Origin of the sequence: Lentzea xerophila (assembly GCF_051094245.1) — a bacterium.
GTDB classification, from domain to species: Bacteria; Actinomycetota; Actinomycetes; order Mycobacteriales; family Pseudonocardiaceae; genus Lentzea; species Lentzea xerophila.
Map to the genome: position 1 here is coordinate 219,848 of NZ_CP194934.1, position 24,291 is coordinate 244,138.

26 protein-coding genes are annotated in these 24,291 nt (G+C 68.5%); 16 read left to right on the plus strand and 10 right to left on the minus strand.

Annotated elements, in window-relative coordinates; translation table 11 throughout:
* The first annotated feature begins 76 nt into the window (after window positions 1-76).
* The 6 genes from ACRSBM_RS01175 (at window position 77) to ACRSBM_RS01200 (ending at window position 5,355) form a co-directional block, all read left to right on the plus strand.
* Window positions 77-436, plus strand: coding sequence for a DUF3499 domain-containing protein (locus ACRSBM_RS01175; RefSeq protein WP_236216914.1), 360 nt, complete (start codon window positions 77-79; stop codon window positions 434-436).
* Window positions 437-518: 82 nt separating this feature from the next.
* Window positions 519-1,871, plus strand: a complete 1,353-nt coding sequence (locus tag ACRSBM_RS01180; protein ID WP_434438753.1) for a phosphomannomutase/phosphoglucomutase — start codon at window positions 519-521, stop codon at window positions 1,869-1,871.
* A gap of 10 nt (window positions 1,872-1,881) precedes the next feature.
* Window positions 1,882-2,082 (plus strand): Trm112 family protein, encoded by a 201-nt coding sequence (locus ACRSBM_RS01185; RefSeq protein WP_434438754.1) that lies wholly within the window; start codon window positions 1,882-1,884, stop codon window positions 2,080-2,082.
* Between the two features lie 4 nt (window positions 2,083-2,086).
* Complete coding sequence (locus tag ACRSBM_RS01190; RefSeq protein ID WP_434438755.1) at window positions 2,087-3,151, plus strand: hypothetical protein; 1,065 nt, start codon at window positions 2,087-2,089, stop codon at window positions 3,149-3,151.
* A gap of 18 nt (window positions 3,152-3,169) precedes the next feature.
* Window positions 3,170-4,384, plus strand: coding sequence for a mannose-6-phosphate isomerase, class I (gene manA, locus ACRSBM_RS01195; RefSeq protein ID WP_434438757.1), 1,215 nt, complete (start codon window positions 3,170-3,172; stop codon window positions 4,382-4,384).
* Between the two features lie 47 nt (window positions 4,385-4,431).
* The gene (locus ACRSBM_RS01200) at window positions 4,432-5,355 is read left to right on the plus strand and encodes a cation diffusion facilitator family transporter (RefSeq protein ID WP_434438759.1); all 924 of its coding nucleotides are present in this window, start codon (window positions 4,432-4,434) and stop codon (window positions 5,353-5,355) included.
* Between the two features lie 325 nt (window positions 5,356-5,680).
* Here ACRSBM_RS01200 and ACRSBM_RS01205 read toward each other — a convergent pair whose 3' ends face one another.
* Window positions 5,681-5,989, minus strand: coding sequence for a hypothetical protein (locus ACRSBM_RS01205; RefSeq protein ID WP_434438760.1), 309 nt, complete (start codon window positions 5,987-5,989; stop codon window positions 5,681-5,683).
* Window positions 5,990-6,569: 580 nt separating this feature from the next.
* Between ACRSBM_RS01205 and ACRSBM_RS01210 the strand changes: the two genes are divergently transcribed.
* Window positions 6,570-8,105, plus strand: a complete 1,536-nt coding sequence (locus ACRSBM_RS01210; RefSeq protein WP_434438761.1) for an amino acid permease — start codon at window positions 6,570-6,572, stop codon at window positions 8,103-8,105.
* 25 nt (window positions 8,106-8,130) lie between these two features.
* Window positions 8,131-8,586 (plus strand): MarR family winged helix-turn-helix transcriptional regulator, encoded by a 456-nt coding sequence (locus ACRSBM_RS01215; RefSeq protein WP_434438762.1) that lies wholly within the window; start codon window positions 8,131-8,133, stop codon window positions 8,584-8,586.
* Here ACRSBM_RS01215 and ACRSBM_RS01220 read toward each other — a convergent pair.
* Complete coding sequence (locus tag ACRSBM_RS01220; protein WP_434438764.1) at window positions 8,583-9,191, minus strand: hypothetical protein; 609 nt, start codon at window positions 9,189-9,191, stop codon at window positions 8,583-8,585. The two genes, ACRSBM_RS01215 and ACRSBM_RS01220, sit on opposite strands and share 4 nt — an antisense overlap.
* Before the next feature lie 17 nt (window positions 9,192-9,208).
* Here ACRSBM_RS01220 and ACRSBM_RS01225 point away from each other — a divergent pair, with 17 nt between their 5' ends.
* The gene (locus ACRSBM_RS01225; protein ID WP_434438766.1) at window positions 9,209-10,444 is read left to right on the plus strand and encodes a glutamate mutase L; all 1,236 of its coding nucleotides are present in this window, start codon (window positions 9,209-9,211) and stop codon (window positions 10,442-10,444) included.
* 159 nt (window positions 10,445-10,603) lie between these two features.
* On the opposite strand, the gene ACRSBM_RS01230 is transcribed toward ACRSBM_RS01225, so the two are convergent.
* Window positions 10,604-10,825, minus strand: a complete 222-nt coding sequence (locus tag ACRSBM_RS01230) for a helix-turn-helix domain-containing protein (RefSeq protein ID WP_434438768.1) — start codon at window positions 10,823-10,825, stop codon at window positions 10,604-10,606.
* Window positions 10,825-11,304 (minus strand): DUF2975 domain-containing protein, encoded by a 480-nt coding sequence (locus ACRSBM_RS01235; protein WP_434438770.1) that lies wholly within the window; start codon window positions 11,302-11,304, stop codon window positions 10,825-10,827. Before ACRSBM_RS01235 ends, ACRSBM_RS01230 begins: the two co-directional genes overlap by 1 nt.
* Before the next feature lie 77 nt (window positions 11,305-11,381).
* Between ACRSBM_RS01235 and ACRSBM_RS01240 the strand changes: the two genes are divergently transcribed.
* Window positions 11,382-11,960, plus strand: a complete 579-nt coding sequence (locus ACRSBM_RS01240) for a TetR/AcrR family transcriptional regulator (RefSeq protein WP_434438772.1) — start codon at window positions 11,382-11,384, stop codon at window positions 11,958-11,960.
* Here the strand turns inward: ACRSBM_RS01240 and ACRSBM_RS01245 are convergent.
* Together ACRSBM_RS01245 and ACRSBM_RS01250 are read right to left on the minus strand one after the other, a co-directional pair.
* Complete coding sequence (locus tag ACRSBM_RS01245) at window positions 11,953-12,477, minus strand: GNAT family N-acetyltransferase (RefSeq protein WP_434438774.1); 525 nt, start codon at window positions 12,475-12,477, stop codon at window positions 11,953-11,955. The genes ACRSBM_RS01240 and ACRSBM_RS01245 overlap by 8 nt on opposite strands.
* Window positions 12,478-12,486: 9 nt before the next feature.
* Window positions 12,487-14,892 carry a hypothetical protein gene (locus ACRSBM_RS01250; RefSeq protein ID WP_434438776.1) on the minus strand — a complete coding sequence of 802 codons (2,406 nt, stop codon included), beginning with the start codon at window positions 14,890-14,892 and terminating at the stop codon, window positions 12,487-12,489.
* A gap of 97 nt (window positions 14,893-14,989) precedes the next feature.
* Between ACRSBM_RS01250 and ahcY the strand changes: the two genes are divergently transcribed.
* Together ahcY and ACRSBM_RS01260 are read left to right on the plus strand one after the other, a co-directional pair.
* On the plus strand, window positions 14,990-16,453 hold the full coding sequence (ahcY, locus tag ACRSBM_RS01255) for an adenosylhomocysteinase (protein ID WP_434438777.1): 1,464 nt from the start codon (window positions 14,990-14,992) through the stop codon (window positions 16,451-16,453).
* Between the two features lie 51 nt (window positions 16,454-16,504).
* Complete coding sequence (locus ACRSBM_RS01260; protein WP_434438778.1) at window positions 16,505-16,792, plus strand: hypothetical protein; 288 nt, start codon at window positions 16,505-16,507, stop codon at window positions 16,790-16,792.
* A gap of 173 nt (window positions 16,793-16,965) precedes the next feature.
* Here the strand turns inward: ACRSBM_RS01260 and ACRSBM_RS01265 are convergent, their stop codons facing one another.
* The 3 genes from ACRSBM_RS01265 to ACRSBM_RS01275 are packed head-to-tail and all read right to left on the minus strand — an operon-like array spanning window position 16,966 to window position 18,543.
* Window positions 16,966-17,400: an Imm1 family immunity protein gene (locus ACRSBM_RS01265; protein ID WP_434438779.1), complete on the minus strand. Its 435-nt coding sequence runs from the start codon at window positions 17,398-17,400 to the stop codon at window positions 16,966-16,968.
* Between the two features lie 29 nt (window positions 17,401-17,429).
* Window positions 17,430-17,612 carry a DUF397 domain-containing protein gene (locus tag ACRSBM_RS01270; RefSeq protein ID WP_434438781.1) on the minus strand — a complete coding sequence of 61 codons (183 nt, stop codon included), beginning with the start codon at window positions 17,610-17,612 and terminating at the stop codon, window positions 17,430-17,432.
* On the minus strand, window positions 17,587-18,543 hold the full coding sequence (locus ACRSBM_RS01275) for a helix-turn-helix domain-containing protein (protein WP_434438783.1): 957 nt from the start codon (window positions 18,541-18,543) through the stop codon (window positions 17,587-17,589). The genes ACRSBM_RS01270 and ACRSBM_RS01275 overlap by 26 nt, the downstream gene beginning before the upstream one ends.
* Here ACRSBM_RS01275 and ACRSBM_RS01280 point away from each other — a divergent pair.
* Window positions 18,527-20,569 carry a hypothetical protein gene (locus ACRSBM_RS01280; protein ID WP_434438785.1) on the plus strand — a complete coding sequence of 681 codons (2,043 nt, stop codon included), beginning with the start codon at window positions 18,527-18,529 and terminating at the stop codon, window positions 20,567-20,569. The genes ACRSBM_RS01275 and ACRSBM_RS01280 overlap by 17 nt on opposite strands.
* Window positions 20,570-20,753: 184 nt before the next feature.
* On the opposite strand, the gene ACRSBM_RS01285 is transcribed toward ACRSBM_RS01280, so the two are convergent.
* The gene (locus tag ACRSBM_RS01285; protein WP_434438787.1) at window positions 20,754-21,722 is read right to left on the minus strand and encodes a helix-turn-helix domain-containing protein; all 969 of its coding nucleotides are present in this window, start codon (window positions 21,720-21,722) and stop codon (window positions 20,754-20,756) included.
* Window positions 21,723-21,864: 142 nt separating this feature from the next.
* On the opposite strand from ACRSBM_RS01285, the gene ACRSBM_RS01290 reads away from it, so the two are divergent.
* The 3 genes from ACRSBM_RS01290 (at window position 21,865) to mtrA (ending at window position 24,280) form a co-directional block, all read left to right on the plus strand.
* The gene (locus tag ACRSBM_RS01290) at window positions 21,865-22,509 is read left to right on the plus strand and encodes a dTMP kinase (RefSeq protein WP_434438789.1); all 645 of its coding nucleotides are present in this window, start codon (window positions 21,865-21,867) and stop codon (window positions 22,507-22,509) included.
* 76 nt (window positions 22,510-22,585) lie between these two features.
* Entirely contained in the window at window positions 22,586-23,416 is an 831-nt protein-coding gene (locus ACRSBM_RS01295; RefSeq protein WP_434438790.1) for an SAM-dependent methyltransferase, read from the plus strand.
* 186 nt (window positions 23,417-23,602) lie between these two features.
* Entirely contained in the window at window positions 23,603-24,280 is a 678-nt protein-coding gene (gene mtrA, locus ACRSBM_RS01300) for an MtrAB system response regulator MtrA (RefSeq protein WP_030471262.1), read from the plus strand.
* Window positions 24,281-24,291: the final 11 nt, after the last annotated feature.

Below are 24,291 nucleotides of genomic sequence, written 5' to 3' on the forward strand. Positions count from 1 at the left end.
CTAGTTGCTCCCCTGGACGACTAAACACAGCGTGCCTCACACACAGCCTCGCGTGGACGCGCTATCGTCCCCGATCGTGCGGAGCGTGAGACGGTGCTCGCGAACCGGGTGTGCTAACCCGGCTGTCGCCACGCTCACCTACGCCTATGCGGACTCCACCGCAGTCGTCGGACCGCTCGCCACGTACTCCGAACCGCACAGTTACGACCTGTGCGAGGAGCACGCCCTGCGGCTCACGGCGCCGCGTGGCTGGGAGGTCGTGAGGCACCAGGGTGAGTTCGCGGCGCCCGAGCCGAGTGTGGACGACCTGACGGCGTTGGCCGAGGCGGTGCGGGAGGCTGGGCGGGCCGATGTGAGCCCGAAGCTGCCCGACGTGCCCGCGGGCTCTCACAGGCGTGGCCACCTGCGGGTATTGCCCGATCCGCACGAGGACTGACTGACCACACGCAACACTGATCCGCTCGCCGGTAGGCTGCCGTGGCAGTGGCCGTCAAGAGCGAGTTTCGGGAGTGTGCGGCGTGCGTGACCTGTCCGGCATCGTCAAGGCTTACGACATCCGCGGGGTGGTCGGCGAACAGCTGGACGCCGGCTTGGTCCGGGACTTCGGCGCCGCCTTCGCGCGCCTGGTCGGTGGACCGACCATCGTGATCGGTCACGACATGCGCGACTCGTCGCCGGGGCTGTCCCGTGCGTTCGCCGAGGGTGCGCAGGCGCAGGGCGTCAACGTGATCAGCATCGGCCTGGCCAGCACGGACATGCTCTACTTCGCGTCCGGCCAGCTCGACCTGCCGGGTGCCATGTTCACCGCGAGCCACAACCCGGCGCAGTACAACGGCATCAAGATGTGCCGCGCGGGTGCCTCGCCGGTCGGCCAGGACACCGGGCTCGCGCAGATCCGCCAGGACGCCGAGAACCAGGTCCCGGACGCCGAGGGTGTCGAGAAGGGCACGTTCGAAGAGCGCAACATGCTCGTCGACTACGCGGCGTACCTCAACGAGCTGGTCGACCTCAAGAGCATCCGCCCGCTCAAGATCGTCGTGGACGCGGGCAACGGCATGGGCGGCTACACGGTGCCGCAGGTCTTCGAGGGCCTGCCCATCGAGGTGATCCCGATGTACTTCGAGCTCGACGGCAGCTTCCCGAACCACGAGGCGAACCCGCTCGACCCGAAGAACATCGTCGACCTGCAGGCCCGCACCAAGGCCGAGGGCGCGGACGCGGGTGTCGCGTTCGACGGCGACGCGGACCGCTGCTTCGTCGTGGACGAGAACGGCGATCCGGTGAGCCCGTCGGCGATCACCGCGCTGGTCGCGGTGCGCGAGCTCGCGAAGGACCCCGGCGGCACGATCATCCACAACCTGATCACCTCGCACGCCGTGCCGGAGATCGTGCGGGAGCACGGCGGCAAGCCCGTGCGCACGCGCGTCGGCCACTCGTTCATCAAGGAGGAGATGGCCAGGACCGGCGCCATCTTCGGTGGTGAGCACTCCGCGCACTACTACTTCCGCGACTTCTGGAAGGCCGACACCGGCATGCTGGCCGCGCTGCACGTGCTGGCCGCGCTGGGCGAGCAGGACGGCCCGCTGTCGAAGCTGACCTCGGTCTACAACCGCTACGCCGCCTCCGGTGAGATCAACTCCACGGTCAGCGACCAGGCCGGTCGGATCGCCGCCATCAAGGACGCGTACGGCTCGAAGGACGGCGTCACGGTCGACGAGCTGGACGGTCTCACCGTGGAGCTGGCGGACGGGTCGTGGTTCAACCTCCGTGCCTCGAACACCGAGCCGCTGCTGCGCCTGAACGTCGAAGCCGCCACCCCCGAGGCCGTCGCCGCGCTCAGCGACGAGGTCCTCGCGATCGTGCGGGCCTGAGGAGAACATCGTGGCCGTCAAGATCGAAGAGCAGTTGCTGGAGATCCTCGCCTGCCCGTGCCCCGAGCACGCGCCGTTGCAGGTCGGGACGCCCGCCGACCCGGAGGCGGACTTCCTCACGTGCACCGCGTGCGGACGTTCGTTCCCGGTCCGCGACGGCATCCCGGTGCTGCTGCTGGACGAGGCGGTCGAGCCGCCCGCGGCTGGGTGAACCGGTGCTCGACGACACGCTGCTGGACGACTCGAGCCGCCTCGCCGACACCGATACCGGTGGCTGGCTGCGCGCCGCCGCGCGGGCGGGGGCCCAGGTCCGTGCCACCGCGGAGGCCGCGGCCGAGGCGGGTGTGGAGCGGATCTTCAACGAACGCCCGCGCGCGGTCGTGCTGGTCACCCGGCCCGGCCACGCGGTGGCGGTCGCCGGCGTCGTGATGGCGCTGCTCGGCCCCGGCTGCTCGGTGCCGGTCGTGGTGTCCGACGAGGTGCCGCCGTGGGTCGGCGCGCTCGACGTGGTGCTCGCGCACACCGAGGACCCCGGCGACCGGGTGCTCGCCGAGTCGATCGACCGGGCCGTCCGCAGGGGCGCCCGGACGTTGCTGACGGCGCCGGACTCCGGTCCGATCGCCGCGGCCGCCGCCGGCCGGGCCGTGCTGCTGCCGTCGCGCATCGACGTGCCGCCGGGCTTCAGCTTCCACCGCGCGCTCGCCGCCTGGCTTTTGGTGCTGAACTCGCTGGGCCTGCTCAAGGTCGACGTGGAGCTGATCGCGGACGAGCTCGACCGCGAGGCCGAGCGCGACCACCCGATGCACGAGTCGTTCGTGAACCCGGCGAAGTCGCTCGCGCTGCGCGTCGCCGACCGCACTCCGCTGTTGTGGGGCCTCGACGAGGTCGCCACGTCGGTCGGCCTGCACGGCGCCGGTGTGCTGGCGGCGTTCGCCGGTGTCGCCTGCGACGTCGCCGGGTATCCGCAGGCGCTGACCCGCCCGGTGCTGCACCGCCGCGCGGTGCAGGGAACGTCTGGTGCGGACCTCTTCGCGGACCCGGACGACGAGCCGGGCAATGGACTCGTGCGCGTGCTGTTGCTGGCCGTGCGCCAGGGCCCGGCGGCCGATGCCATGAGGAATGCCGCCGAGGACGCCCTACCGGGAGCCGACGTGCTGGAGCCGGCCGTCGAGGTGGCGGGAGGCGACGCGGTCAGCGCCGCGTTGCTCGCGCTGCGCTTCGAACTGGCCGCGCTGTACCTCGGGCTCGCCGCCGGAACGCTCGGCGGCAACCCGTACTGAATTGGAGCTGACTTAGAAGTGGACCTGCTGCACAACGCGGTCAGGCCGTACGCGTGGGGATCGCGCACGGCCATCGCCGAGCTGCTCGGGAAGGAGGTGCCCGCACCCCATCCCGAGGCCGAGCTGTGGATGGGCGCCCACCCCGGCGACCCGTCCCGCGTGCTCGGCCCGGACGGCGCCGAGCGCTCGTTGCTCGACCTGCTGACCGCCGACCCGGACGGCCAGCTCGGCCCGCGCGTGGCGCGGCGGTGGGGCAGCAGGCTCCCGTTCCTGCTCAAGGTGCTCGCCGCCGAGGAGGCGCTGAGCCTGCAGGCACACCCGTCCGCTGCCCAGGCGGCCGAGGGCTTCGCGGCCGAGGAGGCCCACGGCGTGCCGCGTGACGCCGCGATCCGCAACTACAAGGACCCGGCCGCCAAGCCGGAACTGATCTGCGCGCTGACCGAGTTCCACGCCCTGGCCGGGTTCCGCGAACCGTCCCGGACCGTGTCGTTCCTGCGCACGCTGGACGCGCCCGCTCTCGCGCCGTACACCGAGATGCTGGTCGCCCAGCCGGACTCGTCGGGCCTGCGCGCGTTGTTCACGATGCTGATCACGCTGCCGCAGACGTCGCTCTCGTCGCTGCTGCCCCAGGTCCTCGACGCGTGCGTGCTGCACGTGAAGGAGCACGGCGAGTTCGACCTGGAGTGCCGCACGATCCTGGAGCTCGGCGAGTCCTACCCCGGCGACGCGGGCGTGCTCGCGGCGTTGCTGCTGAACCGCATCATCCTGCAGCCCGGCGAGGCGATCCACCTGCCCGCCGGCAACCTGCACGCGTACCTGCGGGGAACGGGCATCGAAATCCTGGCGAACTCCGACAACGTCCTGCGCTGCGGCCTCACGCCCAAGCACGTCGACGTGCCCGAGCTGCTGCGCGTGCTCGACTTCGCGTGCGGTGACATGGAAGTGCTGCGGGGCGAGGAGGCCCAGCCCGGCGTCCGCGTGTACCGCACGCCCGCCCCGGAGTTCGAACTGTCCCGGTTGGACCTGGTCGGGGAGACCCGCGTGAACCACGACGGCCCCCAGATCCTGCTCTGCACCGAGGGCGCCGCGGTGCTCTCCAACGCCCGCGGTGACGAGCTGCGACTGACCAGGGGACAGGCCGTCTGGCTGCCCGCGTCGGACCCGGCTGTGCTCGTCCGACCGGATGGTGTTGAATCCGCCCAACTTTTCCGCGCCACGGCCGGAAACGACTAAGGTTCACGACCGGACAAAGCGGACTGGTTTTCAGCGAGGAGACAGGCGTGTCAGCAGGGGGCGGAACCAAGGCCATCGTCGCGGCGTTGGTGGCTAACGCCGGTATCGCGACGGCCAAGTTCGTAGGATTCTTGATCACCGGATCGTCGTCGATGCTCGCCGAGTCGGTGCACTCGGTGGCCGACACGTCGAACCAGGGCCTGCTGCTGCTCGGCCAGAAGACGGCCCAGCGCAGGGCGACCAAGCTGCACCCGTTCGGCTACGGCCGCGACCGCTACTTCTGGTCGTTCGTGGTCGCGCTGATGCTGTTCACCCTCGGCTCGGTGTTCGCGCTGTACGAGGGCATCCACAAGCTGCAGCACCCGGAGGGACTGACCAGCCCGCTCGTCGCGGTCGGCATCCTCGTGGTCGCGATCGGGCTGGAGTGCTACAGCTTCTACACCGCGATCGTCGAGTCGAAGAAGATCAAGGGCGACGCCTCCTGGTGGGGCTTCATCCGCAACTCCCGCACGCCGGAGCTGCCGGTCGTGCTGCTGGAGGACCTCGGCGCGCTCGTCGGTCTGGTGCTGGCGCTGCTCGGCGTCGGCCTCACCATGGTCACCGGCAACCCGATGTTCGACGCGCTCGGCACCGTCGCCATCGGTGTGCTGCTGGGCATCATCGCGATCATCCTGATCATCGAGATGAAGTCGCTGCTGATCGGCGAGGGCGCCTCCGACAAGGACCTCGACGTGATCGTGGACGAGCTCGCCGCCGGCAAGGTCCAGCGGGTCATCCACATCAAGACGCAGTACATCGGGCCGGAGGAGATGCTCGTGGCGGCGAAGATCGCGCTGGAGCCGCAGTTGTCGCTGGACGACGTGGCGCAGGCGATCAACGACGCCGAGCAGCGGGTGCGCAACAAGGTGCCGCACGCCCGCCTCATCTACCTGGAGCCCGACCTGGACCGTTCCACGGTCACCACCTCCTGACGAGATCGATGGGGGAGCTTTCCCTGAACCTCAGGGGTTCTCCCATTCGTTGACCTGCAGCCGACGTAGGAGCGTCGACAGCAGCGTCAACGCAGATCAGGCGAGGCAGCCGCCCGTGTTCGACTCTTACGGGCGGCTGTTCCGGAACCCGGCCTCTCACGAGCTGGAGAAGATCGAGACCCGGCGCGGAGACCGGACCCTGTCCACCTGGTGGACAACCTGGACGCGCCGTGGAAGGTGCCGTCCGACACGGACAGTGAACATGATCGACGATCTCGCCGCGCACCGGACGATGGTCAGCCGACTGCGAAAGCCCTGGGGGCCACTAAGGCGCGGGAGGGGTTACCGGTCGCCGACAATTGATCAGTGGGGCAATGCGTTGGTTGAAGCCTTCGGCCTGGTCCGGGGTGAATAGGACGAACAACTGGCCGATGAGGTCGGGGCTTCCCTGAAAATCTTGCCACAGGCGCGGGTCGTCTTTGTGGACGGTGAGATCGATGATCTCGCCGGCCGTCTCATGGTCGTAATGCGCATATTCGTTGTGCCTGACCGTGAAGGAGACGCGTTCGCCGTCGCGGTTGAATTCCAACGTGTCCCATCGTTCGTCCTCGGAGTCGCCGTCGTCCTCGACCACGCGGATGTCAGTGATTGCGACTCGGTCATCGGCATACGCGCAAGCCCCCTCAGCAGCCACTCGTAATATTCGTCGGTGTCCATATCGCCGTCGTCGTAGATACTGAACAATGTGCCGTGATGCTCAAGCGCGTCCGCGATCTCGTCATTTGTTCTCAATACCGCATCAGGTTCGGGTAGGTGCTCGACGGTGCCGTGCAGGACTCTCTCGGGAATTATGCCGAGGTCGTGCAGGACCGTGAAGAGTTGCCGATAGGAGACGGTCATGGCCGCGAGTGTAACGGAGTCCCGGCTGCTCAATGAGGCTTTCTGAGCAACCGCCGGTGACGTTGCGCAGCAGTGTCCGGCGAGATGTCATATCTATTGTGGTGCAATTAAAAAGGCTTCGAAGTTGAGCGGGCACCGTGACCGCCGGTTACCGCCCGTGATCGCCTGAGTCCGGCGATGCCCGGTCTGGGCATCGATGAGGGGAGCCTTCATCAACCTCAGGTTTGAGAAAAGCTCCCCCCACGGCTTTCGGAGGTCCACATGGCGGATACCTCTAGGGTGGGCCGGATAGGTCCATCAAGGAGGTATGCACCGTGCCGGGGAACGGGTTGTGGCGCACGAAGTCGATCGAGCAGTCGATCGCGGACACGGACGAGCCGGGCACCAAGCTCCGCAAGGAGCTGACGGCGTGGGACCTCACGGTCTTCGGTGTCGCGGTCGTCATCGGTGCCGGCATCTTCACGCTGACCGCCAGCACCGCGGGCAACATCGCGGGGCCGTCGGTCTCGCTGTCGTTCGTGCTGGCGGCGATCGCGTGTGCGCTGGCCGCGTTGTGCTACGCTGAGTTCGCCTCGACGGTGCCGGTCGCGGGTAGCGCGTACACCTTCTCCTACGCGACGTTCGGCGAGTTCGCCGCGTGGATCATCGGCTGGGACCTGGTCCTGGAGTTCGCGGTCGGGTCGGCCGCGGTCGCCAAGGGGTGGTCGGCCTACCTCCAGACGACGCTGGGTCTGTTCGGGTTCGACGTGAAGACCGAGGTGGGCGACGGCATCAAGTTCGACTGGGGTGCCGTGCTCCTGGTCGCGGTGCTCACGGCGCTGCTTGTCATCGGCACGAAGCTGAGCTCACGGGTCAGTGCGGTCATCACGGCCATCAAGGTCGCGGTGGTGCTGCTGGTGATCGTGCTCGGCATCAGCTACATCAAGGCCGAGAACTACAGCCCGTTCATCCCGCCGTCGGCCGGGAGCGGGCCCGCCGCCCACACGGGCATCGAGCAGTCGCTGTTCTCGCTGATCACCGGCTACTCGGGCAGCACGTACGGCGTGCTCGGCATGCTGGCGGCGGCGAGCATCGTGTTCTTCGCGTTCATCGGCTTCGACGTCGTGGCGACCACGGCGGAGGAGACCAAGAACCCGCAGAAGGCCGTGCCGCGGGGCATCCTCGGCTCGCTGGCGATCGTCACGGTGCTGTACGTCGCCGTCACGCTGGTGATCACCGGAATGGTGCCGTACCAGGAGCTCGCGACGAAGCCGGACGGTACGCGCGCGACGCTCGCCAGTGCGTTCGCGGCCAACGGGGTCGACTGGGCGGCCACGGTGATCTCGATCGGCGCGCTCGCCGGTCTGACCACCGTCGTCATGGTGCTCATGCTCGGTCAGAGCCGCGTGCTGTTCGCGATGTCGCGGGACGGACTGCTGCCGCGTGGCCTCGCGAAGACCGGCAGTCACGGAACGCCGACGCGCATCACGATCATCATCGGTGTGCTGGTCGCGGTCGCGGCGGGCTTCTTCCCGGCCGGCAAACTCGAAGAGATGGTGAACGTCGGCACGCTGTTCGCGTTCATCCTCGTCTCCGCGGGTGTGCTCGTGCTGCGCAAGACGCGGCCGGACCTGTCGCGCGGCTTCCGCGTGCCGCTCGTGCCGCTGGTGCCGATCCTCGCGATCCTCGCCTGCCTGTGGCTGATGCTGAACCTGACCGCGCTCACCTGGGTCCGGTTCCTCATCTGGATGGCGCTCGGTGTCGTCGTCTACTTCGTCTACAGCCGTCGCAACTCGGTGCTGGGCAAGACCGGCCACGGCAAGGTGGAGCCCGAACCGGTGGTCAAGCACGGTGAGGAGCCGGGTATCTAGCCGTTCACCAACTACCCTGCGCACCATGGAAAACGCGCGGTGGCTCTCCGAGGAGGAGTCGAACGCCTGGCATCACTTCGTCCAGGCGTATCACCTCCTCGAGAGGCAGATCGAACAGCAGTTGCAGCGCGACGCGGGACTCTCGCACGCGCAGTACAACGTGCTGATCGTGCTGTCCGAACAGCCGGGCAACCGCATGCGGATGACCGAGCTCGCGCGCAGGGTCGTGGTGTCGAAGAGTTCGTTGACCTACCAGATCGGCAAGCTGGAGAAGTCGGGACTCGTGCGGCGCGAGCCGCACGAGTCCGACGAGCGCGGCATCGTCGCCGTGCTCACCGACGCGGGCAGAGAGCTGTTGCGGACCACCGCGCCCGGTCACGTCGAGACGGTCCGCGAGTACCTGATCGACCTCTTCACGGCGGAGCAGCTCGCGCAGCTCGGGTCGTTCATGAAGGTCGTGCACGAGAAGGCGGACGACTAGGGCAGGGTCAGCAGCCCCCGTTCGTCCAGCCACTCCGCCACGTCGTCGGGCCCGTGCCGCGTCACGTCGAACTCGAACACGGGCAGGATGGACTTCGCCGCGAGTGCGCGGAGTTGCTGCTGCTCGGCGATGAACGGCTCCAGCGAGACGTACTGCTTCGGGTTCGCGCTGATCTTCAGCCGCTCCTCCCGGGCCTCCTCGAACGTGTCCTCCGGCCGCGTGCACAGCACGATCGCGAAGTTGAGCGGCTTCAGCCGTTCCTCCAGCCAGCCGAAGTCGAACTCGCGCCCCTGTCGTTCCTGGTACGCCATCGTGGACAGGTGGAACCGGTCGACGATCCACGAGTAGTAGCGCTGCAGCTCGAACATCCGCATCCACGTCTCGTAGGTCTCGATCGCGTGCGCCGTCTCCTCCGGCGCGAAGTCGATCAGTCCGCGGCCCCACGGCTCGTTGGTGAACCCGCTCCACTCGGCCGAGATCAGCGGCGAGTGGTAGCGGTACTTGCGGTGGCCGACGAGGCGGGGGTGTTCGTTGAGCGCGTAGGCCAGGTCCGTCTTGCCGGTCAGGCGCGTGCCTTCGAGGATCACCTTGGGCGTGAGCTTCATGGTGGTTAGCTTGCCTGGTGATCCTGTGTCTCGACGTCGGTTCCACCTGGACCAAGGCCGCGCTCGTCACCGAGGACGGCGAGCTGGTCCGCACCGGGCAGCATCCGACCACGCCACCCGAGGTGTTGCACGGCATCGACGCGTTGCGTGCCGAAGTCGGTGACGGCGAGATCCTCGCGTGCTCGTCGGCCGGTGGCGGGCTGCGGCTCGCGGTCATCGGCCAGGAACGCGTGGTGAGCGCGGAGGCGGGCTACCGGGTCGCGTTGTCGGCCGGCGCCAAGATCGTGCACGTCAGCGCGGGTCCGGTCGACGTGAAGGCGTTGCGCGCGTCCTCTCCCGACCTCGTCCTGCTGGTCGGCGGCACGGACGGCGGCGACCGGTCGGTCCTGCTGCACAACGCTGCGAAGCTCGCCCGCGTGGCCGTGCCGATCGTGCTGGCGGGCAACGTCGAGGCGCAACCGGAAGCGTTGGAACTGCTGGCGAAACGCACCGTTGTGGCGTGCCCGAACGTGCTGCCGGACGTCGGTCAGCTCGCTCCTGAACCGGCCCGCAGGGCGATCCGCGAGGCCTTCCTCCAGCACGTGATCGGCGGCAAGGGCCTGTCCCGTGGTCCGCGGTTCCGGCAGTTGGTGCGGGCCGTGACGCCCGATGCCGTGCTGGCGGGCGTTTCCCGGCTCGCGGCGCAGGACCGCGAGGGTGCCGTGCTGGTGGTGGACGTGGGCGGTGCGACCACGGACGTCTACTCCGCCGTATCCACTGTGGACAGTGAAGGGCTGGAGAGGACGGTCGCGCTCCCGCCGGACCGCCGCACGGTCGAGGGTGACCTGGGCATGCGCTGGTCGGCGCCGGGCGTGGTCAAGGAAGCCCTGGCCGAACGTCTGACGACCGAGGACCTGACCGCGGAGGCTCAGCGGCGAGCCGAGAACGTCGGCTGGCTGCCGGACGATCCGGCTGTCGACGTGAAGCTGGCGTCGTTCGCGGCGATCCTGGCCGTGCGCAGGCATCTCCGGCAGGTCGACGGCCAGCTCGGACCGCACGGCGCGGGCCTGCTGGTGTTGTCCGGCGGCGTTTTCCGGCACACGCCCGACATCGCGCCGATCGTCGAGGCACTGCGGGGAGACCCGGTGCTGCGGCCGGTGCTGCGGACCGCGGAGATCACCGTCGACCGCGACTACGTGCTGGCACCGGTGGGGCTGCTCGCCGAGTCGGGGCGGCTCGACGCCGCCGGCCGACTGGCGAAACGGCTGGGCTAGTGCTGCGTCAGTCAGCCTTCGCCGCGTCTTCGGCGCTCAGCGGGCCGCCTCGCGGCACCGGCCCCGCGCCCCGGTACAACCAGTACAGGGACGCGGGGCCGGCACCACGATGCGGCCGTCTGAACACCGAATACGGGGCAAAGGCTGACTGACGCAGCACTAGGAGGCGGCTTCGTCGTCGTCCACGAACTCGAGGAGATCGCCCGGCTGGCACTCCAGCACCCGGCACATGGCTTCCAAAGTGCTGAACCGCACGGCCTTCGCGCGGCCGTTCTTCAGCACCGCGACGTTCGCCGGTGTCAGCCCGACCTTCTCCGCGAACTCGCCGACGCTCATCTTGCGCTTGGCGAGCTCGACGTCGATGCGCACGATGATGGCCATCAGATCACCGATTCCATGTCCGAACGCAGGTCGGTGGCCCGCTTGAGCAGCGCCCGCATCACGATCATCACCAGTCCCACCACGGTGACCCCGGTCGTCATCAGGAACAACAGCATCGGCAGCCCTGGATCGTCGGCGTTGAAGCCGACCCAGAGGAACACGCCGACGAGCACGACCCACCCGGCACCGATCGCCCACACCATCACGTTGACCCACTTCAGCGCGCCTTCGGTGAAGATCAGATCTTTGCGCACCAGCGTGAGCAGTTTCCACGTGGCGACGACCACCACCTGTACGCAGACGACCCAGAACACCGTGATGATCGTCGCGGGCCACCGCAGATGGGCGTCGTTCGGGTTCTCCTGCGCCATGTGCGCGAACTGTCCCGGCAGCGACATCGTCTCGAACACGACCAGGATCCCGAACAGGACCACCAGGAAGACCCGCAGGGCGGTCACCGCCCAACGTTCAGCAATCATGGATCGAGTATCGGTAGTGATCTATCGAAAGTCAATCGGTAGCGATCGTGTTGCGGCAGGTCTCTACAGTGATCGCCGTGGGACTGCGTGAGCGCAAGAAGTCAGAGACCCGAGCGGCACTCGCCGCCGCCGCACTGCGCCTCGCCCTGGAGAAGGGCGCCGACGACGTGCGGGTCGACGAGATCGCCGAGGCGGCGAACGTCTCGCCCCGCACCTACAACAACTACTTCCCCAGCCGCGAGCACGCGATCGTCGCCGGCATCACGGCCTCGCGCGCTCTGCGGGTGGCCGAGGCGTTGCGGGACAGGCCGTCGGACGAGCCGCTGGTCGAGTCGATCATCGCCGCGTTCGCCGAGCAGTACCGCGAACCGCCCTCGGCGGCCCTCGCGCTGATCACCTCGACGCCCGCGTTGCGCGAGGCCTACCTGGACTCGGTGTCGTCCGTCGAACCGCCGATCGCCTCCGTGATCACCGAGCGCCTGGGCACATCCGAGCTCGGCGCCGCCGTCCTGGCCGCCGCGGTGTCCGCGGCGGCACGGCTGGCGGTGCAACGGTGGGTGGACCTGCGCCCGTCCGGCCTGGCCGTGGTCTCGACGGCCTCGGTGGAGGACCACCTGCGCGAGGCGATCGGCCACCTCGCGCCGGCCCTCAGGTGAGCTCGTCCTTGAGCACGCACATCAGCAACGCGTCGTGCCACTCGCCGTCACGGAAGAACGACTGCCGGAACCGCCCGTCGATCTGGAAGCCGACCTTCTGGTAGGACTTGATCGCCCGCTCGTTCGCCTCGACGACGCCGAGCTCGATCGAGTGCAGCCGCATGGTGTCGAACCCGTAGCGGCACACCGTGCGCAGGGCGTCGGTGCCGTAACCGCCGCCCCAGTGGTCCTTCTCGCCGATGTAGATGTCGACCTCGGCCCGCGCGTTGACCGGCTCCGCGTCCCGCAACACGACGACGCCGATGAGCTTGCCGTCCTTCAGCGTCTCGATGCAGAAGGTGACCTTCTCGTAGGAGTTCTCCTGGCGGTCGGCGAACCGCTTGCGCGCCGACGCCAGCGACGAGTGGTAGTGGCTCTGCAGCCAGCGCATGACTTCTTCGTCGTTGTGCCAGCGGTGGAACGCTTCGGCGTCCTCCGGCTCGACGGGCCGCAGTCGGACGAGATCCCCGGTCAGCATGGTGCGAGCCTAGGAGCCGCCGAGCGCGTCCCGCGACCGAGTTTCGGTCTTCCGCGCGAACGGCAGCGAAGGCGACTCCGGTGCGTCCACCCGCAACAGCCCCGCCGCGATCGCCACCGCCCGGTCCCACTCCGGGTCCGACGTGTAGTCCGAGTGCGCCGACACCCCGGACCGCCACCGCCGCCCCGGGAACGGTCCGCGCTGCGGGTCCGGCAGCCAGTGGTCGCCGCCGAGCACCAACGCCCCGGTCGGCCCGCGCAACGCCGGTGCCAGCGCGCCCTCCGAGCCGTCGTCCCGGTAGCCGACGCCGAGCAACATGCCGTCGAACACCTGCCGCCGCCACGTCATCACCGCGCCGCCCAACGGGTCCGTGCCCCGGCACAGCGCGCGCCAGCGTCCGTCCAGACCACCGGCCAGCCGGGCCAGCGACGCGTGCGGCACCACGGCGGGGAACGCCCGCGGATAGGCCCACTGCAGCTGCGACCCCGCCGTCACCAGCCCGATCCGTTCGCGGTCGTGCGCGGGCAGTTCCTCCAGCAACCGGGCGGCGGCGACGGCGACCAGCAACGATCCCTGCGAGTGTCCACAGAGGACCACGCGGGTGCCGGGGTCGCGCAGGTGGTCCTGGACGCGGGCGACGAGCTCCGGCACGACCTTCAACGCGTAACAGGGCGGCACGATCGGATGCGCCTCGCGCGGCCAGAACTGCGCGATGTCCGCGATGATCCCGAGCCGCCGCCCCGACTCCGGCTGCCGCGCCGCCAGGTACACGGCACGCAGCAACGACACCGCCAGCAAGCCCAGCACGAACACGCCGAAGGCCGAGAACGGGTACGTCCACGACGCCAGCGGCACGTTCCGCAGCCGGATCAAAGACGCCAGCACGGCACCGACGACCAGCACGGACGCCACGATCAGGATCATGTGATGGCCGTGGTTGCGTTCCCAGCGGGCCCACCACCACGCGCGCGTCGCGGCACGGAGGTCGCGCATCCGGCCGGAGTGCAGCAACGAGGCCTCGCGCGCCCACAACTTGCCCTTGCGGAACGCCCGCCACCGCACGGCGCCGGTGAACGACGCCACCGCGAGCATGCTGAGCAGCGCCAGAACGCCGGCCACGCCCCACAGCAGGGTGATGTAGTCGTACCCGACCGGCAGCTCCAGCTCGGAGCCCAGCGCCTTGCGCGCCGGCAACGCCACCCCGGCACCGAACCCGCCGCCGAGCAGCCCGCCGATCGCCAGCACGGGCGCGGCGAACCAGCCACCCGCCCACGGCCGCAGCTCCCGCGGCACCTTGTGCCACGTCGAGCGCGCCAGCAGTGCGGCCGGCACCAGCATCAGCCCGAACAGCACCAGTACGAACGCCATCAGCAACGCCACGACCTGCACGGTCACGTCCGCGCCCGGCACACGGAGAGGCAGCTGCTGCTGCAGGCCGACCGTCGTCAGCACGAGCAGCACCGAGAACACGAGCAGCACCCGCCGGGGTTTGCGGCTCAGCGCCGCCCGCAGCCACCGTCCGCCGCGATGGGGTGCACCGCCCGTCGGGTCGTCCAGCAGCAGCACGCCGAGCACGGACAGTCCGATCAGCACGAGCGCGACGAACCACGCGACCGTGATCGCGACACCCATGCCACCGGTGGCCGTGAGCTGCTGCAACGGTCCGCCCAGGGCGATCAGCGACGCCACCGCGAGCGCCGCCACGACGTGCAGCGACCGCAACGCCGGCGTGTCCGGATCGGTCGCGACGTGCGCACCGGGCAGTCCGGACGCGGGCTGCTTCTCGTGCTCCTCGGCGTCGGCGATCTCCCGGCGCTCGATCCGCCATTCGACGTGCGAGACGCGCCGCATCACCGCGACCACGACGATGATCGGCAGCAGTCCCAGAAAAGTCCGAAACCAAGGAAACGTGCGCACTTCGGCCGGAATGCTGGTCAGGCACGCGGTACCCGGCCGGAGGCACTGCGCGGCGAGCAGGTCCAGGCTGACCACCGCGATCTGCGCGACCAGCAACGCCGTGAGCAGCAACGCGAACACCCGCAGCAACGACCGCAGACCGATGCCGAGCAGGTGGGCGGGCAGGTTCTTCTCGGGGATGGGAGGGAGCATCCAGTGCGCGACGTTCGCGATGCTGAAGGGGAAGAGCAGCGCCCATGTGGCCTTGGCCACACCGCCCGACGTCATGCCGCCCCACAGATACCCCTCGATCACGCGGGTGATGGGACGTCCCTCGGTCTGCAACACTGGTCCAGGCGCGGGCCTGCGGAGTCTGTCCGCCGGACGCACGATGCGCCCGAGCCCGTCTCCCGCAACGTCCACGGCCGCAACGGCGTCGACCAGCGTCTGCGGCGTCGTTCCTTGAACGCCGTGCACTCGCAGTTCGACGACACGTGTGTCCGGGCCGGCAATCAACACCGAGACCTCCCTCACCCAACGTGGGGGACATAGTGGTGCATCAGCGGGCGGTATGGTCGGACGACACCCTCTCTGAAGTGCCTTGGAGGACTTCGCAATGACCGCGGACCGGTTGCAGACCCGCAACGGCATCGACTTCGCAGTGGCCGACCTGTCGCTTCACGAGTTCGGTCGTAAGGAGATCCGTCTGGCCGAGCACGAGATGCCCGGCTTGATGGCGTTCCGCCGCGAGTACTCCGGGGTGTACCCGCTCAAGGGCGCCCGTATCTCCGGCTCGCTGCACATGACGATCCAGACGGCTGTTCTGATCGAGACCCTGGTTGACCTGGGCGCGGAGGTGCGCTGGGCGTCGTGCAACATCTTCTCGACGCAGGACCACGCGGCCGCGGCGGTGGTGGTCGGCCCGCACGGTACGGAGGAGGAGCCCAAGGGCATCGCCTGCTTCGCCTGGAAGGGCGAGACGCTGCCGGAGTACTGGTGGACCGCCGAGCAGATGCTGACCTGGCCTGACGGCAAGGGCCCGAACATGATCCTGGATGACGGCGGCGACGCGACGCTGCTGGTCCACAAGGGTGTGCAGTACGAGGCGGCCGGTGTCGTGCCGGCGGCGTCGGAGGACGACTCGGAGGAGTACACGATCGTTCTCGACACGCTCCGCGCGTCGCTCGAGAAGGACGGCAAGAAGTGGACGAACATCGCCGAGGGCATCCGCGGCGTCACCGAGGAGACCACGACGGGCGTCATGCGCCTGTACCAGCTGGCCGCCGCCGGTGAGCTGCTCTTCCCCGCGATCAACGTCAACGACGCCGTCACGAAGTCGAAGTTCGACAACCGCTACGGCATCCGGCACTCGCTGATCGACGGCATCAACCGCGGCACGGACGTGCTGATGGGCGGCAAGGTCGCGGTCGTGTGCGGTTACGGCGACGTCGGCAAGGGCTCGGCGGAGTCGCTGCGCGGCCAGGGCGCGCGGGTGATCGTCACCGAGATCGACCCGATCTGCGCCCTGCAGGCGGCGATGGACGGCTACCAGGTCGCTCGCCTGGAGTCGGTGCTGCCGATCGCGGACATCGTGATCACGACGACCGGCAACAAGGACGTCGTCACGGTGGAGCACATGTCGCAGATGAAGCACCAGGCGATCCTGGGCAACGTCGGCCACTTCGACAACGAGCTGGACATGGCGGGCCTGCAGCGCTACCCCGGCATCCGCCGCAACAACATCAAGCCGCAGGTCGACGAGTGGATCTTCCCGTCGGGCCGCACGATCATCGTGCTGTCCGAGGGCCGCCTGATGAACCTGGGCAACGCGACGGGCCACCCGTCGTTCGTGATGTCGAACTCGTTCTCCAACCAGGTGATCGCGCAGATCGAGCTGTTCACCAAGCACAAGGAGTACGACAACGAGGTCTACCGCCTGCCCAAGGTGCTCGACGAGAAGGTCGCGCGCATCCACCTGGAGGCGCTGGGCGGCGAGCTGACCAAGCTCACCAAGGAACAGGCCGAGTACATCGACGTCGACGTCGAGGGCCCGTTCAAGCCGGAGCACTACCGCTACTGAGTGCTTGCTTTACAGGGGTCTCCCGCGCAAGCCGCGGGAGGCCCCTGTTTCATGTTCAGCGTGGGATTCTTCGGCACCTATGCCTACGAGCACGGCTCGTGGAAGACGCTCTCCGAGGGCGAGCTTCCGCCGCTCGACGAGCCGTCGCTGTGGATCGACATCCACGACAGCGACATCACCTCGGTCGTCTACGCGCCGACCGGCCCCGGCAGCGGCGTCGCCTACCTGGGCCTGACGCCACGCACCTACTTCGAAGAACCCCAGCGCCTCCGACCCGACCGATGTCCTCCGCGAGGCGGCGGGCCTGGCCGCGTGGTGGGCGCTGCACAACTCCGGTGACGTCACCGCCAAACAGGCCGAGCTGCTCGCCTACCTCGCTCAGGACGAGGACCCCGACGGCTTCGAGTGGGACGAGGCGGAGGACGTCGACGCGATCGACGACGGCGAGGTGTTCGTCGAGGTCAAGACGAAGCGGTTCCTGGCGGCGCTGGACCTGCCGCTGCCCGCCGAGCTCAGCTGACGTCTGCCAGGTGCGGAAAGTCCGCGGGAATCCGTCCGCCGTGATCGAGGTAGGCCGCCAGCACCGTGCTGACGGTGTCCAACGGCACCTCGTAGCTCGCGGGAACCAGCGTTTCGTGGCCCTGGAAGTCGTAGACCAGCTCTCCGGTCGCTTCCGGATCACCTTGCGTCGCTCGCAACTCGTCCGCCCCGCTGACGCGCACGTAGCCCCGATCAGGGCCGATGCCCGCGTTGATGGTGGGGAAACCGTAGAAATCCTCCGCAATGGAGATCTCGACCAACGACGGGCATGGCTGGACGGCGGACTGAGCACGCACCCGGTCGATGAACGCTGACAGCTCATCCTGCGTGGTCACCGTGATGGCAGGATCACCGGGACCGTAGTCGTTGTCCGGCTTCTGGTCGTACCAGATCTCTAGCGTTGCCACGGTGGACGTTTCCCTCCCGCACGCCTCCTCTACGAGTGGAAAGCGCTCACGAACACCCGCCAGGCGCCAGCGCTGAACCCGAGTTCGGGGCCTGCGGTGTTCTTGGCGTCACGCACGCGCACGACCTGGGCGAACGCCACCTCGACGCAGTTGCTCTCGACCGAGTCGCCGCCGCTGTAGGTGCTCTTACGCCAGGTGCAGTCTCCGGCCATTGAGGTCCTCCCGCGATCGGCTGGCGAGATCCGCCACCATCGTCCGCGATTGTTCCTCACTGAGAGCCAGCGCATCCAGGTGCGCGAAGATCGACTTGCAGCGCTTGACCCCGACTTCGTCCTGCACGAACACCTGGGCGACGTCGGATTCCGTGAAGACCACGCTGCTGCGTTTCTCGTACTGCCACAGCATGTAGTTGGCCATCAGGACACCTGCCGGGCCACTGGCGGACGGCACGATCCGGATGACGTGCGTGTGGAAGAGCAGCTTCATGAGCTGGTCTTCCATGACCTCGTCGCTGCCGACCTTGAGGCGCAAGGCGTTTTCGTGCACGTAGAAAACGCATTCGGGACGATCGTGTCGCCGCAGGATCGCCTGCCGCTCCATCCGGAAGCGAACAGCCGCCTCGATCAGTTCCGGGGTGAGCACGCCGCGGGCCTCGTATAGGGCCAGCGCGTACTCCTCGGACTGCACCAGGCCCGGGATGTACATCAGGTCGTAGGTGGTGATCTTGTCCGCCGTCGACTCGGCCATCGCCATGGTGCGCAGGTTGGTCGGCACCTGCACGAAGTAGAGATCGAACGCGGACCGGTACCTGTTCAGGAAGTCCTCGATGAAGACCTGGCTGCGGCCGCACCGCCCGAGGTACTGGATGATGTCGATCTCGGTAGCGCGTACCTTGCCGTTCTCGATGTTCGAGACCTTCCCCGGGTCCCAGCCGAGCATCCGGGCGATCTTCCTCGCGCGAAAGGTCGTGAAACGTTCCCGCACCTGTCGCAACTCATCGCCCAGGTCACGGCTGTACGGAGTGGACGGATCGCCGTTCATGAAACTCGACGTTAGGCGATGGAGGAGAAACAACAGCGTGCCCAAACGGGTGGAATTGCGTTGACGTGCGGGTTTTACTGGCGAGGTGCGGACGACCATCATCAAGAAGACCCTGCGCGTGCCCTCGTCGGACGGCGCGCCGGGCGACGGTGCCGCGGTCGCGAGGCAGTTGGACGCCGCGCTGATCACGTCGGGCTTCAAGGCCTCACGTGACATGCTCGAACACGTCTCCGAACTGGCTCACGCCGAGGAGTTCGCCGCGGAGGTCGTCCGGGCGGTCAAGGACCTGATCGGCGCGCGCGGGCAGCACAACCCGTACTTCAAGGAGTTTCCGCACAACGTGCCGGACACCCTCGCGTTCTGGCGGGAGTGCCTGCGCGACGCGCTCGAGCAGGGCGTCGCGCCCACGAACGACCTTCTCGACCTGCCCAAGTACGGCCGGGTCCAGCACTCCTACGAGGAGATGCTGCGGGCGCACGACGAGCTGATTCCGTCGCTGAAGGACCGCATCACGGTCGTGCACCTCGGTGGCACGCTCGAAGAAGAAGTGCAGCGCCTTTTCGAAGAACTCGCCACGAGCCCGATTCCGTTGGCGGAGAACGACAGGGCGTTGCTCGGCGAGTTGGCCGTGCTCTGCCTCGACACGAAGGTCGAGGTGCCGGTCCGGGAGAACCGCGCGATCCTCAACGCCGCCAGGCTCGTCGCGCAACGGCCGCTGGAGGACGTCGACACCGTCACCGACGTGCTGCGTGCCGCGGCGGAGGCGTCCGGGGGAGACGTCACGTTGGTCGAGCCGACGCGCTTCCGGTCGTTTCGCCGGCCCGAACGCCGGGCGTTGCTCGGTGCGTTGAACGAGGTCGCGGCGAGCAAGCTCGGTGACGTCGGCCAGAACCGGGAGGCGTGGAAGCGGCTTGGTGAGCGGCTGCACCCGCACGAGTACCCGTTCGAGCGTGCGCGGGACGTGTTCGCGGTGGCGCGCGGGGAGAAGGTCGCGCGGTCGTTCGCAGGGCAGGTCGAGATGGCCTTCGCGGCGAACGACGTCGACCTTGCCGCCGGCATTCTCGCGAAGGCGCCCGGCCTGTTGCTGCGGCAGCTCGACCGGCTCCTCCGCAACGGTGCGAAGGATCTCGCCGGGCACGTCGAGGCGGCGGTGCCGGAGGTGTCCAGCCGCGTCCTCGTCTCGGTGCTCGAACACCTGGCGAACCGCACGACGCCGGACACCGCGCGCGTCTTCGCGAGCCGTTCCCGCAGGGTGTGGATCGCGGACGACGACCGCGATCCGCTCGACTCCCAGGCCGTCGAGGCGATCGTCGAGGTCGTCGAGACGGAGCTGGTTCGCAGGCTGCCGGACTACTCGGAGCTCGTCGTCGACGACGAGGTGCTCGACGTCGTGGTGCCGCTGTCCGGTACCGAGGAGGGGTTCGGCGTGCTGCCGCGCGGGTCGAAGCTCTGGTTCGACGGTGACGTGCTGCGGTTCTTCGTGCACTGGCGGCAGCACACGAAGCGCACCGACTACGACCTGTCGGCGGTGTTGCTCGGCAAGGACTTCGAGTTCAAGGGGCACATCTCGTGGACGCGGCTCAAGCGCGACGGCGCCTTCTACTCGGGTGACGTCACCGATGCCGCGGACGGCGCGACGGAGTTCATCGACCTGCATCGCGACGCGTTGGACGCCAGGTACGTGGTGCCGCAGGTGAACATCTACTCGGGCGAGGGGTTCGACGACGTCGCCGAGTCGATGTTCGGGTTCATGAGCCGCGATCTCGGCCAGCTGGGCAAGCCGTTCGAGCCGAGCACGGTCCGGGCGCGCTCTTCCATGCGCGGCAAGGGAAGGGTGGCGTTGCCGATGATGTTCGAACGGGAGGGTGACACCTGGTTCGGCACCTGGCTGCACCTCTACCTGCGCGGCGCGGTGTGGGGCAACCGCGTCGAGGAGAACCGCGACATCGTGAAGCTGATCGCCGCGGCGGCGTTGCGGCGCAAGTACTTCACCGTGGCACGGCTCAGGGACCTGTTCGCGCGCAAGGAGTCCACAAAGGATGCTCCGGCGATCCACATCGCCCTGACGCAGAACGACAGCGGGAACACCATGACCGTTGCGGAGCTCGGGAAACTGCTGTCGGACTGACGGTCTCGCTGCTACCGTGGGCGAAGCGAGGCCATGAGAGGGCTTCCTTCTAACTCCGGCACCGGAAGGGCCTTCGGGCCGCCGGTCTTAGCCCTCTCGCTTTCCTCGCTCTCGCTCAGAGCGCGTGTGTCCGCGGCGAGCGCGGACACACGTCGCTCGCGAAGTCTTCCGGGTACACCCCGGGCTAACTCCACTCGACGGCGATGCCCGCGATCCCCGGCCCGACCTCGCCGAAGTACGCGCTGACGACGCCGCCGAGCCCGCACACCAGCTCCTCGACGTCGACCGGCGTCGCGTCGGCCGAGGCGCGGAACTGCTTCATGCAGCGCGCGGGCATCGCTCGCCGGTGGAACGAGAGCTGCACGAGGTAGGAGCCGCAGGTGTCGCGGAACGTCCGGTGGTGCCCGGGAGTCGCGCTGCCGGTGTCGTCGGCGATGGTGAAGCTGAAGACGTGCTCCTCGCCCGCCGCGAGCCGCCGGTCGAACAGCATCTCGACGGCCAGGTTGCGGGAAGCGCTTTCCCTGCGCAGGCGACCCTGCCGGCACCCTTCGCCGGCTCTCACCATCGCGTTCTCGATCAACGAGCCCTCGTCGCCGTGGTGCGTCGCCAGGTACCGGTCGGGTCCCTGCCGCACCGCGCGCACGACCAGCCGCGTGGTGATGGAGCGTTGCTCGCGGTGCATGCCTATCTGGACGGTGTCGTGTACGGACAGCACTTCGAGATCGGCGTTGCCCCGCGCGGCCTCTGGTACGGAGTCGAACGTTGCGAGCAGCGGCGCGGGATCCGGCCAGGTCGCGACCGGGCGGGAGGCGTAGGTGTTGGCGGTGCGCGGGCCGATGAGGTCCAACAGGGACGATGGCGGCAGGCGCAGCACGGTCTCCAGCGCGCGCACCGTGCTGATGGCGCGTGGCACCTCGGGGTGGCGCAGGCCTCGTTGCCAGTACGAGAGCGTCGACTGGCCCACTTGGACACCGAGTTGTTCGAGGTGAGCGCGCAGCCTGGCGAGCGAGAGGCCCCGATGGGCGATCGCCTCGCGCAACGCGCGGTGGAACGGCCCGTAGCGCAGCGTCTCGGCGAGCGGGGTCGGCAGACTCCCGGTCGGGTGACCGATCGGTTCGTTCACCGACCCGGCGTGCCCGGATTCCGCGGCCACCGCGGCACCTACCCTTCACACACGCGCCGTGTGACTGTTCACCGTAGTCACTCGTTCTAGTGATCGAAAGATCGGATTTCGCCCGTGTGGGGGACGCGGTGCGGCCGTGTGAGTGGTCAAGCGGTCGAGTTAGGGTTTTCGGGTGGGAAAGCTCGTAGTGATCGAAGGCCTCGACGGTGCCGGTAAGCGCACGCTCGCCAACGGGTTGACCGAGGCGCTGACCAGCCAGGGCAGGACCGTGGCCGCTCACGCGTTCCCGCGCTACGGGCTGAGCGTGCACGCCGACCTGGTCCGCGACGGCCTCTACGGCAGGCTCGGCGACCTCAGCGACTCGGTCTACGGCATGGCCGTCCTCTACGCGCTGGACCGGCGCGGTGCGGCCGACGAGATCCGCAAGGACCTCGAAGAGCACGACGTGGTCCTGCTCGACCGGTACGTGGCGTCCAGTGCCGCGTACAGCGCCGCGCGCCTGCACCAGGACGAGCACGGCGAGTTCGTCCGGTGGGTGCACGAGCTCGAGATCGACCGCTTCGGACTGCCCGTCCCCGATCTCCACCTGCTGCTGCGGGTGCCCGTCGAGGTCGCGGCCGAGCGGGCGGCGAAGCGTGAGCAGGACGACGACTCGCGGGCCCGTGACATTTACGAATCCGATGGCGGGCTGCAGGCCCGGTGCGGGCTCGTTTACGACGGACTGGCGAAGATCGGCTGGCTGGCGCCGTGGCAAGTGGTCGATGGGCGGTCAAACGTGAACTTTCATTCGCTTCTGGAACCACTCTTCACTCCTTGAGTGGTCGCTCACGTGCGTACCGATTGACACGATCGAGTGTCCGATATGTAACTGTGAGTGAATAGGAGATTCCAATTTGAAGCGTGTTCTGCAGCGCCCCCCGGTCGGGGTCGCCCGTACGGCCGTCCTGATCGCTGCCGCCCGCGCACAGGAGCAAAGTCATCTCCGCCGCCTCTTCGACGACCCACTCGCCGCGGGACTCGTGGAGGCCGCCGGCTCCGCGAGCGACCTGAACGGCGTTCGCACCCTCGCGGGTGAGCACTTCGTGCTGCGCACCCGGTACTTCGACGACCAGCTCCTCGCCGCCGCCCGGCCCCAGATCGTGGTCATGGCGGCGGGCCTCGACACAAGAGCGTTCCGGCTGCAGTGGCCGCCTGGCACAACACTGTTCGAGCTCGACCTGCCTGAGCTGGCCGAGTTCAAGGAGGACGCGCTGCACGACCTGGGAGCCCGGCCCACCTGCGAACGGGTCGTCGTTCCCTGCGACCTGCGCGACGACTGGCCGACGGCGCTGATCCACGCCGGGTTCGACCCGAACAGGCCCACGGCGTGGTTGCTGGAGGGCCTCTTCATGTTCCTGTCGCCGGACGCGGGCGAGCAGGTCATGTACTGGGTGAGCGCGCTGTCCGCCCGCGGCAGCACGCTGGCGCTCGAACACGTCAACCGCGCGTTTCGCGACTTGCCGCAGATGAAGGCGGTGCACCAGCGGTTCGACGCGCTGGACGCGCGCTGGCAGTCCGACGTGGAGGACCCCGTCGAGTGGCTGGACGGGTACGGCTGGCAGGCCGAGGTGACGCACCAGGTCGACCTGGCCGCGCGGCACGACCGGGCCGTCCCCGCGATCACCGACCCGCGGAAGGTGGGCGACGCGCGGATCTGGCTGGCCTCGGCCGTCCGCACAGACTGACAACGCCCGGTAACGAAATGTGTTCGTCGTGCGGATAACCCGGCGACGAGCAGGCCAAATCGGGGCGAGGTGGGGTACGTGGAACGACAGTTCCGGCCGGTTACCGAACGAGCGCACACCGCCACCAGCGGCAACGGAACGTGGGCGGTGCGCGAACGCGCGACCGGCAGTGCGACGATGTTGGGTATGAAGGCACGCGTGCTCGTCGTCGATGACGACCCCGCTCTGGCGGAGATGCTGACGATCGTGTTGCGCGGGGAGGGCTTCGACACCGCGGTGGTCGCCGACGGTGCCCGTGCCCTGCCCGCGCTGCGCGAGCTCAAGCCCGACCTCGTGCTGCTCGACCTGATGCTGCCCGGGATGAACGGCATCGACGTCTGCAAGGCGATCAGGTCCGAGTCGGGCGTGCCGATCGTGATGCTCACCGCGAAGAGCGACACGGTCGACGTGGTGCTGGGTCTCGAGTCCGGTGCGGACGACTACGTCGTCAAGCCGTTCAAGCCCAAGGAGCTGGTGGCCCGCATCCGGGCGCGCCTGCGCCGCACCGAGGCCGAGCCGTCCGAGGTCCTGCAGATCGGCGACCTCACGATCGACGTCCCCGGCCACGAGGTGCTGCGCGAGGGCAGGCCGATCCAGCTCACGCCGCTGGAGTTCGACCTCCTCGTCGCGCTGGCCCGCAAGCCGCGCCAGGTGTTCACCCGCGAGGTGCTGCTCGAGCAGGTGTGGGGCTACCGCCACGCCGCCGACACGCGCCTGGTGAACGTCCACGTGCAGCGGCTGCGCTCCAAGGTCGAGCGGGACCCGGAACACCCCGAGGTGGTGTTGACTGTCCGCGGTGTCGGGTACAAGGCCGGCCCTCCGTGACAGGTGACGAT